This window comes from Bartonella kosoyi (assembly GCF_003606325.2).
In the GTDB taxonomy this organism is placed as follows: Bacteria; Pseudomonadota; Alphaproteobacteria; order Rhizobiales; family Rhizobiaceae; genus Bartonella; species Bartonella kosoyi.
Genome location: NZ_CP031843.2, coordinates 1,269,433 through 1,286,450, shown reverse-complemented (window position 1 = coordinate 1,286,450; position 17,018 = coordinate 1,269,433). Strand labels below are relative to the sequence as shown.

Below are 17,018 nucleotides of genomic sequence, written 5' to 3'. Positions count from 1 at the left end.
TTAAAATATTGGTCATAAAATACTCATGCCTTAAAGCTGAGTATTTTATGGTTTTTATATGTAAAGAACTAATTTTTATGAAAAATTGGAGATATGGCATATAAGAACATCCCATACCAAAAATAATAACAGCAATAAGGAGAAATGCTTTTGCTTCTCCAGCATAAAAGCAAAAATAATTTAAAGCTCTACCCTTAAGAGTGAATTTTGCATGAGCGGTAAGTTAATGATATCGTCGCGTGATCTACAATGATTCCACTTATAAAGAAGTCATTCTACTTACACCAGTATTAGAATTTTAAAATCACATAATTTCAAAGTATTTCGATTTAGAGTGCTGAAACTACCACTTAAAATCATATATTATAAAAATAAAACACACGAAATAGATGCTATATAAATAATACGCGAATGATAAATGAGCAGTGAGAAGAAAGTTTTTAAAAATGATATGATTTTAACTTAAAATGAAGCTTTGTAGCTCTATTCTTTTAATGTAAGATTTTCAATTTATTGCCTAAAGTCGCTAGACTTGGAGTTTTAGTGGGAAAAGTTTATGGAAGAAACTAGCGTTGTTAATATCAGCTCTTCGAAAAAAGAAGCTTCCCCTTCTTTTCGGCAACTTCCACATAATATTGAAGCTGAACAGGCATTACTTGGTGCTATCTTTATCAACAATGATTCTCTCGACCGCGTTTCGGATTTTCTAAAGCCAGAACATTTTTTTGAACCGTTGCATCAAAAGATTTATGCTGTTTTATCTCACCTTATTAAAACAGGAAAACTTGTAGATCCGGTTACGATCAAGCCTTATATCCAAATGGAAGAGAAAATTGGAGATATTACTGTCTACCAGTATGTTGTTCGCTTAGCCAAAGAAGCAGTCACCATTATTAACGCTGAAGATTATGGACGCGTTATTTATGATCTTTTTATCCGTCGTTCTTTGATTAATCTTGGAACTGAAGTTGTCAATACAGCCTTTGATGCTCCTGTAGAGTTTTCGCCTTCCAAACAAATTGAAACTATTGAAAATCAGTTATTTGAGCTAGCAGAAAAAGGGAAATATGGAGGCGGATTTGAAAATTTTAACGAGGCTGTAAAAAAAGCACTGGATATGGCAAGTGCTGCGAAACAGCGTTCTTCACAATTATCGGGGATAGCTACCCATATTAAAACACTTGATGAAAAAATGGGGGGATTACAAGCATCTGACTTAATTATCCTTGCGGGACGCCCCGGTATGGGTAAAACTTCACTAGCAACCAACATTGCCTTTAATATTGCCAATGCTTATAATCATAATGGTAATATCCAAGACAATGAGGGCGGCGTTGTTGGGTTCTTCTCACTTGAAATGTCCTCAGAGCAGCTTGCAACACGTATTATTTCTGAACAAACAGAAGTCTCTTCTTCTGATATTCGACGGGGGAACATTTCAGATGAACAATTTTCAAAAATCATCCGTGCAGTGAACCAGCTCCAAAAAGCCCCCCTTTATATTGATCAAACTGGGGGAATATCAATTACGCAACTGGCTGCCCGTGCTCGGCGCCTCAAGCGACAACATGGCTTGGATGTCTTGTTTATTGATTATATCCAACTCATGACAAGTAGCTCAAAGCGTTCATCTGAAAATCGTGTTCAAGAAATTACAGAAATTACCACAGGGTTAAAAGCATTAGCGAAAGAATTGAATGTTCCTATTATCGCTCTCTCTCAACTCTCACGTCAAGTCGAAAATAGAACGGATAAACGTCCACAACTCTCTGACTTACGTGAATCTGGTTCTATCGAGCAAGATGCCGACATCGTCCTTTTTGTCTATCGTGAAGAATATTATTTCAAAAATGAAGAACCCAAATTAGGTACTTTGGAACATCAAAAATGGCAAGATGAAATGGATAAAATTATGGGGAAAGCTGATGTCATTGTTGCAAAACAGCGTCATGGTCCGACAGGAATCATATCCCTTGCCTTTCAATCTGATTTCACACGCTTTAGTGATCTGGCAGATAGCAATTATCTTCCAGAACAAATCGGTTAAATCACCATGGTACGGAACCGTATTCAATTTATCTGTCAAAATTGTGGAACCGTCCATTCTCGTTGGGCCGGGAAATGTAGCGCCTGTGGAGAATGGAATTCTCTTGTTGAAGAAAATATAGATGGTGGCATAGGAAGTGGTCCTAAGCAGAATACGCGTAAAGGACGCATCGTCGCCCTTACATCTCTTTCCGGAAATCTCCAAGATGCTCCACGTATTCATTCTGGTATTGCTGAACTTGATCGTGTTACTGGTGGGGGCTTTGTCCGTGGATCAGCACTCCTTGTTGGGGGTGACCCCGGTATCGGAAAGTCAACATTGCTCACACAAACAGCTGCGGCTTTATCACGCAAAGGGCATAATGTTATCTATGTCTCAGGTGAAGAGGCTATTGCGCAAATTTGTCTGCGCGCGCAAAGGCTTGGCGCTCATAATACAGAGGTGAAACTTGCTGCTGAAACCAATGTTGAAGATATTCTAGCAACCTTAAGCGAGCATAAAAACCTTGATATGGTGATTATCGATTCGATTCAAACCCTATGGTCAGATATAGCAGATTCAGCACCGGGCACTGTCACACAAGTCCGTATTGGTGCTCAAGCTATGATACGCTTTGCCAAGAAAACAGGCGCTGCTGTTGTTCTTGTTGGTCATGTGACAAAAGATGGACAAATTGCTGGCCCTCGGGTCGTTGAACATATGGTTGATGGCGTTCTCTATTTTGAGGGTGAAGGAGGGCATCATTATCGCATTCTTAGAACTGTAAAAAATCGCTTCGGACCAACAGATGAAATTGGTGTCTTTGAAATGTCTGATAAAGGATTACGCGAAGTGATTAATCCATCCGAATTGTTTCTAGGGGAACGCAATGAAAAAGCACCAGGTGCTGCTGTTTTCGCCGGTATGGAAGGAACACGCCCGATATTGGTAGAAATTCAAGCGCTTGTTGCTCCTTCTTCTCTTGGAACACCACGACGTGCGGTTGTCGGATGGGATGGAAATCGTCTTTCTATGATTCTCGCCGTTTTAGAAGCCCATTGTGGCATTCGTTTTGGACAGCATGATGTCTATCTGAACGTGGCAGGTGGATATCGTATATCAGAGCCTGCTGCTGATTTAGCTGTAGCTGCTGCTTTGGTCTCTTCTCTTGCCAATATCCCTTTGCCAACGGATTATGTATATTTTGGTGAAGTTAGTCTTTCAGGAGCGACACGCGCTGTTGCACATTCAGCACAACGCATCAATGAGGCAAAAAAACTCGGCTTTCAAGGGGCATTTCACCCTACGACAACAACCGAAATGATGAAGTCGCTTAATTTTCAACAAAAAACTTTCTCCGACCTTCCCGAACTCGTTGCCACGCTTACCACAAGTAAAAAATGGTCTACACCACAGGCAGGATAATATAGAAAAAACGCTATAAAATATAAAATATCCTTGCTATAAGAATAAAAAATGACCTAACAAAAATATATTTGCACACAGATTTAAAGAACACAACTTTATGTATAAGGAACAAACAAATGATCATAACAATCCTTGATGGAATTGTCGTAGTAGTCATCCTGTTGTCCGCTTTTCTTGCTATGCTTCGAGGATTTTCACGTGAAGTATTATCGTTGGTTTCTTGGGCAATTGCAGCTGTTACGACACTGTTTTTATTCAAGCCTGTCTTACCTTTCTTTGAACAATATCTCTCTAATAAAATGATTGCATTGATCACAACATTGGTCACAATTTTTATTGTTGTTCTCATTATTACTTCGATTATTACCATGAAAATCTCCGATTTTATTATTGATAGTCGAGTTGGTATCCTTGACCGTACTATTGGTTTTATTTTTGGAGCACTTCGCGGTTTACTGATTATGGTCATCGGTATGTTGCTGATTAATGCACTTATTAAACCCGAGCACCAAGCAGACTGGTTAAAAAATGCCAAAACAAGGCCTATTTTGGATTCACTGGGACAAAAAGTTTGGGAAATACTTCCAAAAGATCTTGGATCTGTTCTCGAAAAGGCAGAAAATTTGTTTAAAGACAGCGATAAACATACGAATAAGAAACAACCTCATGAAAAAACGCTTCTTAAAAATGGAGAATAGCTTTTCATGCGGAAAGAGAACTAAATGATGTAAAATGTGATATGGATGATTCTTCCATATCACAACTGAAAGAATATGATGATAAAAAGCGATATTTCCTGCCAAGAATTTTCATTAGATGATGATACCCTTCATGAAGAATGTGGGGTTTTTGGTATTCTTGGGCATGAAGATGCTGCAACGTTAACCGCTCTTGGACTCCACGCACTTCAGCATCGTGGGCAAGAAGCAGCTGGGATTGTTTCTTATCATAATAAAATATTTCATCAAGAAAAGCATTTAGGTCTCGTTGGTGATCACTATACAAACCCCGCAACACTTGCACGCTTACCAGGGAATCGCGCTATTGGACATACCCGTTATTCAACAACTGGAGAAGTGGCATTACGCAATGTTCAACCCCTTTTTGCTGAATTGAAAGCTGGGGGTATTGCTATTGCGCATAATGGTAATCTTACCAATGGTCTTACATTGCGCCGTGAACTCATCGCTTCTGGTGCTATCTGTCAATCAACATCAGATTCAGAAGTTTTTCTCCATCTTATTGCCCGCTCGCGTTATGAATCCTCTTCTGATCGTTTTGTTGATGCAATTCGGCAAGTAGAAGGTGGGTATGCTATGTTAGCACTCACACGTACAAAGCTTATTGCGGCACGCGATCCAACAGGAATTAGACCTCTCGTGATGGGAGAACTTGATGGAAAGCCAATCTTTTGTTCTGAAACGTGTGCTCTTGATATTATTGGAGCAAAATATGTCCGTGATGTTAAAAATGGAGAAATCATTATCTGTGAAATACAAAAAAATGGGGAAATTACCAAAAAAATTATAAAACCAGAAAATACAAAACCAGAAAAACTTTGCTTATTTGAATATGTTTATTTTGCCCGACCGGACTCAATTGTTGGAGGGCGTAGCGTTTATACAACACGCAAAAATATGGGAATTCGTTTAGCACAGGAAGCCCCTTGTGAGGGCGATGTTGTGGTCCCTGTTCCTGATGGTGGAACACCTGCAGCGATTGGCTATGCACAAGAAATTGGAATTCCCTTCGAGCTTGGTATTATTCGTAATCACTATGTTGGCCGCACTTTTATCGAACCAACACAACAAATTCGCGCTTTTGGCGTCAAGTTAAAACATTCGGCAAATCGTCCTGTGATTGAAGGAAAACGGGTTATTCTGGTTGATGACTCTATTGTACGAGGAACAACATCCCTTAAAATTGTGCGAATGCTTCGCGATGCAGGAGCAAAAGAAGTTCATATGCGCGTCTCTAGCCCTATGATTTTCTATCCTGACTTTTATGGCATTGATACACCTAAAGCCGAAAGCCTTTTAGCGAATCAATATCCAGATTTAAAATCTATGTGCAATTTTATTGGAGCAGACTCTTTAGAATTTCTTTCAACAGATGGATTATATCTTGCTGTAGCAGGAGAAAAACGAAATAACGCCGATCCACAATTTACTGACCATTATTTTACTGGATATTATCCTACGCATCTGGTTGATCAAGAAAACCTCTCCAAAATTCATCAATCATCTGTCCTTAAAACAAGAGATTAATGATGACAAAACGTGACTTTAGTCTCCATGGGCGTATCGCACTTGTTACTGGTGCATCAAGAGGAATTGGATATTATTTAGCTCTCGAGCTTGCTGCACGCGGTGCTCATATTATTGCTCTTGCACGAACAGTCAGCGGACTGACTGAATTGGACAATCAAATCCGAAAAAAAGGGGCTCTTGCTACCCTCGTTCCGCTCGATTTACATCATATGGAAAACATCGATGCTCTTGCACTCTCAATTGCCAATCGCTGGAAAAAACTCGATATTATCGTTGCAAATGCAGGAATCCTTGGAACACTCTCACCAATAGCGCATATAGAAAATACGGTCTTTGAAGATGTCTTTCAAATCAATCTTTTCAGCCAATGGCGCTTAATAAAAGCTGTTGAGCCTTTATTACGTGAATCTGACGCTGGACGAGCCATCTTGTTATCCTCAAGCGTTGCTCATGTTGCACGCTCTTTCTGGGGGGCTTATGCAGCCTCTAAAGCGGCTTTAGAAATGATTGCTCGTTGTTGGGCAGAAGAACTCAAACAAACTCCTATTAAGATTAATTGTGTCAACCCTGGAGCCACACGTACAGCTATGCGCGCTGAAGCTATGCCTGGTGAAGATCCAGAAACGCTCCCCTCACCACAAGAGGTTGCAAAAAAAATAGTCCATTTGCTCTCACCTGATTTAAAGGAAACTGGAAAACTCTTTAATGTCCGTGAAAATCGGTTTGTGGATTATTATGCCCCTCATTGATATCATCTGAAATGTAAATAGACCAATCTCTCTCTTTCCTGCACTTCTTAACAAAAGAATGAAGCAGTTTATGATTCTTGGCTAGCTTTTTTAGCATCAGCCTTTTTCTCTTCTAAAGCGGCCCGTTTATTATAAGCAACGAAACTACAGGGGAGAAAAATCATATAGCTAACAGCTGTAATCAATAAAGTTTTCCATGTGTAAGTCGCAAGAAAACCGACATAAATAACAATGACCAACATGCAGGGTATAACGATATCACGCCTCAAGTTTTGATCAATTGTCTTTGCATTCCACACTGGTAGGCGACTAATCAAAAGAAAAGCGATAATGACTGTATAAAGACTAAAAAACAATGCCCACCCCCAATTGGGGACCAAACCAAGAGCACCTAAATAGGTAGGTAATAAAAGGAGTAACGCTCCTGCAGGTGCAGGAACACCAACAAAATAACTTTTCTGCCATTGTGGGATATCAGCATTATCCAACATCACATTAAAACGCGCTAATCGCAAACAACAAGCAACACAATAAACAAGAGCTGCAACCCAACCAATGTGGTGTGCTTGATTCAAAATAAAAGAATAAACAATAAGCGCAGGGGTAACACCAAAATTGACAATATCAGCAAGAGAGTCCATCTGTGCCCCGAAAGATGAACTCCCATCTATTAAACGTGCAATGCGACCATCAGCACCATCTAGAACTGCAGCCAAAAGCACCATTAAAATAGCAGCCTCATAGCGATTCTCAAAAGCTAAACGAATGCTGCTCATCCCTGCGCAAATTGCCAAAATAGTAATGATATTGGGAATAACATAGCGCATTGAGGTCGATGAACGTCGCCGACTTGCAATATCATCATGCTGCCCCTCAGGATTGAATGAAGAAAATGGCGAAAAATTTTTCATTGGGTGGCCCTAATCGTATCTGAAATCCGTTGTAGCACTCTTATCATCAAAAGACCCTAAAACTGTCTCTCCAGCGATGGCTGTCTGTCCAACCGCAACACGCAATTTCATTTCAGTTGGTATATAAATATCAAGGCGAGAACCAAAACGAATCAACCCAAATCGCTCTCCCGTGATAACAGCATCATTTTCTTTTGACCAACAAACAATCCTACGAGCAAACATCCCTGCTATTTGTACGATAGCAATTTTACCATGCTTGCTCTCAATGACCACCCCATTCCGCTCATTAAACTGACTAGCCTTATCAAACTCCGCATTGGTAAACCTACCTGGATGATAAACAATAGACTCTACTGTACCACTGATAGGAATACGGTTGATATGGCATGAAAAGACGTCCATAAAAATGGAAATACGAACCATTTCATCTTTCCCTAAGCCTAATTCTTCAGGTGGAACACATGATTCTACAAATGAAATACGCCCATCTGCAGGCGACATAACCCAATTTGGATTCAAAGGGATCACACGATCTGGATCACGAAAAAAGTATATACACCACACCGTGAGAACAAGACCACACCAAAACAACGGACTCCATATCCAACCAAGAATGAGCGAAATAACAAAAAATGCTACAATAAAAGGATAGCCTTCTTTATGAATCGGGACAAAGCTATTATGGACAGATTGTAGAATACTCATATCATTTCCTATTCATCGTAAACTTAAACAAGCAATAAATCTTTTTGTTCCTCTTGCTTTTATGTATTTTATCAATCACTCCATATAAAGATAGAGATTACATTTTGCCCACCTTATTTTTTACGATTAACAATACCCGTTTCATCTTCTTCACGCATTTTACGTAATTTTTCTTCAGCTTGCGATGCTTCAAGCTGCTTATTCCACATTGAAGCATAGAGACCTTTCTTTCGTAAGAGCTCTGTATGCGTCCCATTTTCAATAATACGACCGCTTTTAAGAACCAAAATTTCATCAGCATTGATAACCGTAGAAAGACGATGTGCAATAATCAATGTTGTACGTCCACGACTTACAATATCCAATGCTTGTTGAATTTCCTGTTCCGTTGCCGTATCAAGAGCTGCTGTCGCTTCATCTAGAATAAGAAGTGGGGGGGCTTTTAAGAGTGTCCGTGCAATAGCCACACGCTGTTTTTCACCCCCTGATAATTTGAGACCACGCTCTCCTACCATAGATTGAAAACCTTCCGGTAATATCTCAATAAATTTTGATATTTGTGCCATTTCAGCAGCTTTGTACACCTCTTCATCTGTCGCATTTGGGCACCCATAGCGAATATTATAGGCAATTGTATCATTAAATAACACTGTATCTTGTGGGACCATGCCAATCGCTTCACGCAAACTTTTTTGTGTTATGTCACGAATATCCTGCCCGTCAATTGTGATAGAACCTGCATCAACATCATAAAATCGAAAAAGTAACCGAGAAATAGTTGATTTTCCTGCACCCGATGGACCGACAATGGCGACTGTTTTTCCTCCAGGAACTTCAAAATTAATATCTCTGAGAATCTGACGCGTCGAATCATAAGAAAATTTTACCTGATGAAAACGAATGGTCCCATCGCTTATCTCTAATGGTCTAGCATCCAATTTATCAATGATTTCTTTCTGAACATCTAAAAGATCGAACATCGCTTCAATATCCGTTAAACCTTGTCGAACATCACGATAAATTGAACCAATAAAATTCAGTGGAATGGAAAGTTGCATTAAAAGGGCATTAATAAAAACAAAATCTCCTAAAGTTTGTGTCTTATAAAAAACTTCATAAGCCGACATTAGCATCATGATCGTCATTCCAATACCAAAGATAAGAGCCTGACCAAAATTAAGCCAGCTTAATGATGTCCAAATCTTTGTTGCGGCTTTTTCATAACCCGCCATAGAAGCATCAAAACGATCGGCTTCTAGAGTTTCATTGCCAAAATATTTGACCGTTTCAAAATTTAAAAGAGAATCAACAGCGCGCGTATTTGCCTCAGTATCTGCTGTATTCATTTGTTGACGAATGCGAATACGCCAATCACTCGCCTTAATGGTAAAAAAAGTATATAGTAAAACCGTTATAACAACAATGAGAAGATAATGCCATCCGTAGTTGATATAAAATACAAGAGCCGTTAATACAAATTCTAAAACTGTCGGTACGGTATTGAGAATTGAAAATCTTACGATCGCTTCAATTCCTTTTGTCCCACGCTCAATCACACGAGAAAGCCCACCAGTTCGGCGCTCTAAATGAAATCGTAAAGATAACTCATGAATATGGACAAAAGTTTTATAAGCTAATTGACGAACAGCATATTGACCAACAGTGGCAAAAAGGGAGTCGCGTAATTGATTTAATCCAGCCTGCATAATCCGCGCGACATTGTATGCCAAAACGAGCATGATAGGGATAATCAAACTGGACGGAAACCATTCAGGGAGCTGAAAGCTTGTATCAAGCACATTCGTAGAATATTTAAAGAAATACGGCACAGATATGAGAACGAGCTTGGACAAAACAAGATAAAATACTGCCCATAGTACACGTATTTTCAGATCACGCCGATCCACCGGCCACATATAAGGCCATAAATTGTAAAGTGTGTGTAGAGTTGTCCCTGTATCTGATGATACAGTTTTCGTCATTTCATTGCGTTTCATAAAGCCCTTACTTCTCTATCATCCACACGAAAAAGGCAAAACACCCCCCTGTGGTTGTTTATAAGTTTCTTACGCTTTTCAATAAGCTATACCTACTCGTTGTTTGAAGTTAGACTGTTTTTGAAAAAGGAACAAGAAATAATCCATTATACAACTTATTATTTTGATCTGTATTCTCATACCACTCTGCTGCAAATAAATTTTCAACTTTTACATGCTTTTTTTTCAATTCTGCCTGAAGCCACTTTTTTGTCTTACCAATCTCTTTAAGACCATCATCAATAATTTCACCATTTTCTACGACAATCGTCGATTTCTTTCCCTCTTCCTTTTTAATAACAGTGCAATCACCATTGGTTTCCAAACAAACAAAAGCTGCTTCATGTAAACTACAGCCTTTAGTACGCAACATTGTAATCAAATCATTCACACTGATCCCTAAGTTCTTAATCTTATCCATTTGAAAGACCCCATCTAAAACCAGTGCAATATTTCGTCCTGCAATGAGACGACGAAAAAAAACTGAATAGCGTGAAAAAAAATTAAAAGAGGTAACCAAGGCTTGCCAAATCAGTAAAACAAGCAATAATTGAATGCAGCTAATACTCTGATTATAAATAACGCCTCCAATGATACTTCCCATCACAAAATTACTGACCAAATCAACCGGCGTCATTTGACTAAGACTACCACGACCCGTCGTTCTTAAAATAAATAGGAAAGCAACAAGACCTACAGCCAGCTTAAGCGCGATATATCCATAGTGATATAAAAATTCCATTATATTCTCCTTTTAATTTATGAGAACTGCTGGAATAGAGAAATTAGAATCGTTTTATTTCCCACACGGTTATGCGCTCACCACTCTGCGGATCCTTACTATCTTTTAAGAGAACCCCCTCGGCTGCAAGCTCATCACGAATTGTATCCGCAGCTTCCCACTCTTTATTATGGATAAGCCACAATCTTTCGGCAATGCGCTGATCAATAAATTTTGAATCAAGAGAGGTTTTTTTTATAAATAATGGGCAATCTATTTCTTTAATCCATTCTTGTCGTAATAGTCCTAACAAATTCATCCCATTGGCAAGAGCCCAAGCATCCCCTGCTTTATAAAATTTTCGCAAAAGAGTGAATGCTTTTGGTGTATTAAGATCATCACTGAGAGCATCTATTAAAGTATCCTCAATTGCTTCATTGTTTTCCATCATACTCTTTTTATTGCGAAGCAGTTCATACCAACGATACAGTTCACTGCTTGATTGTATTAAACGCTGCACTGTCCAATTTAATGGTTCACGATAATGCGTTTGGAGCATTGAAAAACGTGCAGATAACCCCGCCCAATTTTGCTTCATTTCATCGGCTAAAACACCATTAAATTCCAAAAAATCATTTTCTAAAACAGCATGAATGGTTATGAAATTGCCAAAGCTTTTCGACATCTTTTTACCTTCAACTTGTAAAAAGCCGTTATGCATCCAAAAATTAGCCATTCGCTCCGTCCCAAAAGCTGAACAACTTTGTGCAATTTCATTTTCATGATGAGGAAAAATTAAATCAAGTCCACCACCATGGATATCAAAAATATTCGCGATCGGATCATCACAAATTAAACCACCACCATAGGGCGCTAATAACTTTGCCATTGACATGGCAGAACATTCAATATGCCAACCTGGACGACCTAAAACAGAAATTCCTCCTGGCGATTTCCAACCTGGCTCTCCTTCCGCAGAAGGTTTCCATAAAACAAAATCCATCTCCTCCCTTTTATAAGCAGCAACATCGATACGCGCCCCTGCCCTCATTTCATCTAAAGAACGATTTGCAAATGCCCCATAATGGGGAGGATTTTTTATGCTGCTTATAGAAAATAATATATGATTTTCTGCTTTATAAGCATGCCCCTTTTCAAGCAATCTTTCGATGAGAGCGCGCATCTCCTCTAAATGCTCGGTTGCACGCGGCTGGCTGGTTGGCAATAGACAACCAAGTGCTATTGTATCCTGTTGGAACTGAGAATATGTACGTTCTGTTAATTGACGAATAGCATCATTTAGTGACAAATGGGGATATTCGTGGGCGGCTCGTGCATTAATTTTATCATCGACATCAGTAATATTACGCGCATAGAGAACATGATCTTTGCCATAAACATGACGCAATAAGCGAAATAAAACATCAAAAACAATGACAGGACGTGCATTTCCTATATGAGCATAATCATAAACTGTTGGGCCACAAACATAAAGACGTACTCTTGTCGGATCTATTGGTATAAAATTTTCTTTTTTACGTGTCAGCGTATTATAAAATCGCAACTCTTTCATCATTATACTCCGTGGAGATATTACGCACCGCTCCCTTAGATGTCCTCTTATCTCAAATTATCGCATTATGCAGTTTAGACTAAAAACTTTTACCCTCTCGTCAATTCTTCTTCCCTCATTGTCATTGAGGCTCTATCCAATCACTTATCATAAAAACAATCTTTTTTATTTGATTGAACAAAAACATTCTATAGATAAAAAGCTTTTCCCTCCTTGAAGAAAACAAGTTTAGAAAAAATTTCATAAGTAATAGAATATTTATATGAAAAATAGATGATAGGAAGCAAATCTTAAAATTTTAATCACACAAAGCTTCATCAGTATTTTCAATATTCCACAATGGGTTCCTTACTGTCCCTTACGCCCTATATTTTATCATCAATCATTGAGAATAATATCGCAATTAACCCTATTTTTTAACATCGTTCTGATGACACAATTATTTATTTGTACAGAGTTTTATTCAAAGAAGGTAATAAACAATAATGCGTAATAAATTGAGAAAAATCATTCTTTTAATACTCCTTGTCATTTCAATGCCAACCTTCGCGCAACAATCTCCACCTTATGAGAAAAAATTACTTCGCCTCGCAGAAATTTTAGGATCATTGCATTCTCTCCAAAATCTTTGTGAACCTCCAACAAACCAATGGTACGACTATATGAACGCACTGATTGAAGCAGAACACCCGACTCCCAAAAGACGCACTTATTTTTATGAAGCATTTAATGAAGCCTATCGTGCTTTCTCAGAAAATTATCATCATTGTACACAAGCAGCCATTGAAGCCAATCAAAGATATATTCAAGAAGGAAGAGCTTTATCTGAAAATCTTCTCATGCAGTATAACAACTAACCTGTATAAAAAGCATCTCCTTCAATTTAAGTGATATCAATGATGCCCTCCTCACAAGTGAAGAGATCAATAAATTGCTTTTGAAAATAAAGAAACTTTTGAAGAAGAGTGCCTTGATATGCTTTGATTCTTATGAGCGCCTTTCCTTGGTAAAAAATCGTTCTTTGGCTTCCTCCCCACTTTCAAAGGATGAAAACTCTTAATCCAATCTGGTTTGTAAATAGCCCAAGCGCTCGTGCATTTTACTTAGCTTTCCACCATGTGATGTGCTTTGAAACTCTGCAAAAAAACGAAGAATATTCATCACACACTAAAAAACACTTACGTGTTAAGGAGGCTGATATGCAAAACAGAACGCCATTGATTTGCCAATTCACGCGCTTTTTTTAAAGAAACATGTTTTAAGGCACCCAATCCCATTTCACGACGCCGACCGTGAATGGTATAATGATAAAGCCATTGAGCACCGCCATCTTTACGCTTATGAAGTAGCAAGCCAGCACCATCATTATATTTGCCAGCTCGTGGGTGTTGCGACAGATCTTGCATTAAGACGGTTCATAAGAGTCATTTTTTAATCCTTTCTTATACAGTTTTTACCCACACGCCAGCCCCGCTTATGACGTGCAAGCAAGTGATATTAATTGATTCAATCTGAGAGGGTTTAGAATAAGAAAATCTTACTATATTCGTAATTCTCATTCAATATGCAAAACAATGAATTATCATTATAAATCAATGTGTTATATGCCTTATATCACATCATCGCTCTATAAAAGATGGTGTTTTTGGCATAACAAAATAAATCTGATGCTATTTACACTAAAGTTTCTATAAATTTAACAGGCTCTCCTTGTGAAGGTGTGACAATTTCACCTTCCCACATAACGCGCATACCACGGACAACAGTTCCGACAGGCCAACCTTTAACCTTTTGACCATCATAAGGAGTCCAACCAGCACGTGAACCAATTAAGCTATTCGTTATGACTTCTTCTCGCTTAAGATCAACAATGGTCAAATCAGCATCATATCCAACAGCAAGACGTCCTTTACAGCTTATACCAAAAATACGACTAGGGCCATGTGACGTGAGATCAACAAAACGCTCAAGAGACATTTTTCCTGCATTCACATGGGTCAACATAATGGCTGCTGTTGTTTGCACTCCTGTCATTCCTGAAGGTGAAGAGGGATAAGACTGAAGCTTGTCCTCAAGGGTATGAGGCGCATGATCTGAGCCTAAAACATCAATAATCCCCTGTTGAACACCGTACCAAAGAGCTTCACGGTGGCGCGGTTCACGAATAGGTGGATTCATTTGAATTAATGTACCAAACTGTTTATAATCATCAGCCGTAAGAGTCAAATGATGGTGTGTCACTTCAATTGTTGCGACATCTTTATGTTTTTTTAGAAAATCAATTTCTTCTTCTGTCGAAAGATGTAACACATGAATGCGTGCTTTTGTCTCATGGGCAATTTTTACCAAACGCTGCGTACACTTTAACGCCGCAATTTCATCACGCCAAATCGGATGTGAAGATGTATCCCCTTCAATACGCAGTATTTTACGCTCTTTAAGCCTTTCCTCATCTTCAGAATGAAAAGCTGCACGACGGCGTGTATTTTGCAAAATAAGACGTACACTTTCATCATCATCGACCAAAAGATCACCGGTAGAAGATCCCATAAAGACTTTAATTCCAGCGGCACCAGGAAGTCTTTCTAATTCAGACAGTTCATGAGCATTTTCACGCGTTCCTCCAACCCAAAATGCAAAGTCACAATGCATGCGATGAAATCCGCGCTTAACCTTATCGCTTAATGTTTCTTCTGATGTTGTCAATGGATTGGTATTAGGCATCTCAAACACTGCTGTAACCCCTCCTAACACAGCAGAATATGAGCCACTTTCCAAATCCTCCTTATATTCATTGCCTGGCTCACGAAAATGCACTTGACTATCAATAATTCCCGGCAAAATATGAAGCCCTGTACAATCAATCACCTCACCAGCCGCAGCACATGTAAGGTCGCCAATTTCAGCAATACGGCCATTTGTAACACCAATATCACGCTTGCTTTTTCCATCATGATTCACAAGTGTTGCACCTTTAAAAATTGTATCAAATGTTTTAAACATAGCCATGCTCCTTACATATTGCTCACTTATCGATTATGTAACTTTGAGCAGAAAGGCAAGAACCATGATTGAAAAACAGAATGCCATTTGCTTAAAAAACCGCAAAATTATTCAAATTACAGGCGAAGAAGCAACAGATTTTTTACAGTCCCTGATCACAACAGATGTCAAAAAAATAAGTCCCCAAGAAATTTTCCCTGGAGCCCTCTTATCCCCACAAGGAAAGGTCCTTACTGATTTTCTTATCGGTAAAAGAGAGAATGGTTATTTTATCGATATTGTGATGTCTTTGGCCGATATACTCTACAAGCGTCTATTGCTCTATAAACTGCGTAAAAAAGTAGAAATTACTCAGCCCTTACAAGATCTTGTTACAGTTTCTTGGAAAAATGAATCAGATACTTTAAATTTTGATTCAAATTTTGTTGATAAACGTTTCCCGGAACAAGAAAAAATAATACGAATCTACGGTAAAATTCCTTTTTTGGCTTCAGAAGATTATGACACATGGAATCAATTGCGTATTCGGTATGCAATTGCGGAAAGTGGCCAAGACTATGAAGTTGGCAAAATCTTTCCTCATGATATTAATTACGATCAAATCAATGGATTAGCCTTCAACAAAGGGTGTTATATTGGACAAGAAATTGTTTCGCGAATGCACCACCGACGTGCAGCACGTCGCCGTATCTTGATTGTAAAAGGCCAGCGTGATCTCCCCCCTCAATCGGGCATTGAAGCAGGAACAAAAGTGCTTGGCCACTTAGGAACATGTGTTACAAATGAAGCTCTCGCTTTGATGCGTATTGACCACGTCAAAGATGCTATGGACCATAACATTCCCTTTACCGTAAAAAACATTCCTGTCACCATACATATTGCTAAAAATATGAATTTTACCTTTCCTGAAAATACTGTAGAAAATACGCATGGCTAAAGCTGAATTATTAAAAAGTGGAGAAGCCCGCGCTTGGCAAAGAATGCTCTCTGGACGCAGACTTGATCTTCTCAATCCTTCTCCTTTTGATATTGAAATTGAAGATATCGCTCATGGACTTGCTCGCGTAGCACGTTGGAATGGTCAAACACGAGGAGAGCATGCCTATTCTGTTGCACAACATTCACTTTTGGTCGAACAAATATTTCAAAAACTTTTTCCACAGTCGCCACGGAATGAATATCTCTGTGCTCTTCTTCATGATGCACCAGAATATGTCATCGGCGATATCATTTCACCCTTTAAAGCTGTCATAGGAAAACAATACGAACGCATTGAAAAGCGCATCCAAGATGCAATCCACATGCGCTTTTCTCTTCCCGTTGATCTTTCTCAAAAACTTTTAAAAAAAATTAAACAAGCCGATCGTATTGCGGCATATCATGAAGCCATCACATTTGCTGGATTTAATACAGAAGAAGCCCTTCGCTATTTTGGCTCTCCCAATAATATTTCACCCGATGATCTTCGTTTACACCCCTCCTCTACACAACAAATTGAAAATGCATTTTTAACGCGCTTTAATGACCTAGATGCTCAAAGATTATAGGCTCTTCGCATTGTTGATTTTTTTTCATTACAGATTCATCACTCTG

Annotated in this window: 14 protein-coding genes and 1 pseudogene; 8 read left to right on the top strand and 7 right to left on the bottom strand. The window is 38.8% G+C overall.

Going from position 1 to position 17,018, the window contains the following annotated elements:
- The first annotated feature begins 556 nt into the window (after positions 1–556).
- The 5 genes from D1093_RS05555 to D1093_RS05535 all read left to right on the top strand — a co-directional run bounded on the left by D1093_RS05555 (position 557) and on the right by D1093_RS05535 (position 6,473).
- Entirely contained in the window at positions 557–2,047 is a 1,491-nt protein-coding gene (locus D1093_RS05555; RefSeq protein ID WP_120101214.1) for a replicative DNA helicase, read from the top strand.
- Positions 2,048–2,053: 6 nt separating this feature from the next.
- On the top strand, positions 2,054–3,451 hold the full coding sequence (gene radA / locus D1093_RS05550) for a DNA repair protein RadA (protein ID WP_120101212.1): 1,398 nt from the start codon (positions 2,054–2,056) through the stop codon (positions 3,449–3,451).
- A gap of 119 nt (positions 3,452–3,570) precedes the next feature.
- A complete protein-coding gene (locus tag D1093_RS05545) occupies positions 3,571–4,152 on the top strand; it encodes a CvpA family protein (protein ID WP_120101210.1) in 582 nt (193 codons plus the stop codon).
- A gap of 78 nt (positions 4,153–4,230) precedes the next feature.
- The gene (gene purF, locus D1093_RS05540; protein WP_120101208.1) at positions 4,231–5,721 is read left to right on the top strand and encodes an amidophosphoribosyltransferase; all 1,491 of its coding nucleotides are present in this window, start codon (positions 4,231–4,233) and stop codon (positions 5,719–5,721) included.
- 2 nt (positions 5,722–5,723) lie between these two features.
- Positions 5,724–6,473, top strand: coding sequence for an SDR family NAD(P)-dependent oxidoreductase (locus D1093_RS05535; RefSeq protein ID WP_120101206.1), 750 nt, complete (start codon positions 5,724–5,726; stop codon positions 6,471–6,473).
- 68 nt (positions 6,474–6,541) lie between these two features.
- On the opposite strand, the gene pssA is transcribed toward D1093_RS05535, so the two are convergent.
- The 5 genes from pssA to cysS all read right to left on the bottom strand — a co-directional run bounded on the left by pssA (position 6,542) and on the right by cysS (position 12,422).
- On the bottom strand, positions 6,542–7,384 hold the full coding sequence (pssA, locus tag D1093_RS05530; protein WP_120101204.1) for a CDP-diacylglycerol--serine O-phosphatidyltransferase: 843 nt from the start codon (positions 7,382–7,384) through the stop codon (positions 6,542–6,544).
- A 9-nt stretch (positions 7,385–7,393) separates the two neighbouring features.
- Complete coding sequence (locus tag D1093_RS05525) at positions 7,394–8,092, bottom strand: phosphatidylserine decarboxylase (protein WP_120101202.1); 699 nt, start codon at positions 8,090–8,092, stop codon at positions 7,394–7,396.
- Between the two features lie 113 nt (positions 8,093–8,205).
- Positions 8,206–10,089 (bottom strand): ABCB family ABC transporter ATP-binding protein/permease, encoded by a 1,884-nt coding sequence (locus tag D1093_RS05520; RefSeq protein WP_120101201.1) that lies wholly within the window; start codon positions 10,087–10,089, stop codon positions 8,206–8,208.
- 109 nt (positions 10,090–10,198) lie between these two features.
- A complete protein-coding gene (locus tag D1093_RS05515) occupies positions 10,199–10,870 on the bottom strand; it encodes a DUF421 domain-containing protein (protein WP_120101199.1) in 672 nt (223 codons plus the stop codon).
- Between the two features lie 43 nt (positions 10,871–10,913).
- Entirely contained in the window at positions 10,914–12,422 is a 1,509-nt protein-coding gene (gene cysS, locus D1093_RS05510) for a cysteine--tRNA ligase (RefSeq protein ID WP_120101197.1), read from the bottom strand.
- 485 nt (positions 12,423–12,907) lie between these two features.
- Between cysS and D1093_RS05505 the strand changes: the two genes are divergently transcribed.
- Entirely contained in the window at positions 12,908–13,279 is a 372-nt protein-coding gene (locus tag D1093_RS05505; RefSeq protein ID WP_120101196.1) for a TIGR02301 family protein, read from the top strand.
- A gap of 342 nt (positions 13,280–13,621) precedes the next feature.
- Here D1093_RS05505 and D1093_RS05500 read toward each other — a convergent pair.
- A pseudogene (locus D1093_RS05500) lies at positions 13,622–13,850 on the bottom strand (Arm DNA-binding domain-containing protein); the annotation flags it as partial.
- Positions 13,851–14,096: 246 nt separating this feature from the next.
- The gene (locus tag D1093_RS05495) at positions 14,097–15,425 is read right to left on the bottom strand and encodes a dihydroorotase (RefSeq protein ID WP_120101193.1); all 1,329 of its coding nucleotides are present in this window, start codon (positions 15,423–15,425) and stop codon (positions 14,097–14,099) included.
- 64 nt (positions 15,426–15,489) lie between these two features.
- Between D1093_RS05495 and ygfZ the strand changes: the two genes are divergently transcribed.
- Together ygfZ and D1093_RS05485 are read left to right on the top strand one after the other, a co-directional pair.
- Positions 15,490–16,362, top strand: coding sequence for a CAF17-like 4Fe-4S cluster assembly/insertion protein YgfZ (gene ygfZ, locus D1093_RS05490; RefSeq protein WP_120101192.1), 873 nt, complete (start codon positions 15,490–15,492; stop codon positions 16,360–16,362).
- Entirely contained in the window at positions 16,355–16,972 is a 618-nt protein-coding gene (locus tag D1093_RS05485) for a YfbR-like 5'-deoxynucleotidase (protein WP_120101190.1), read from the top strand. Before ygfZ ends, D1093_RS05485 begins: the two co-directional genes overlap by 8 nt.
- Positions 16,973–17,018: the final 46 nt, after the last annotated feature.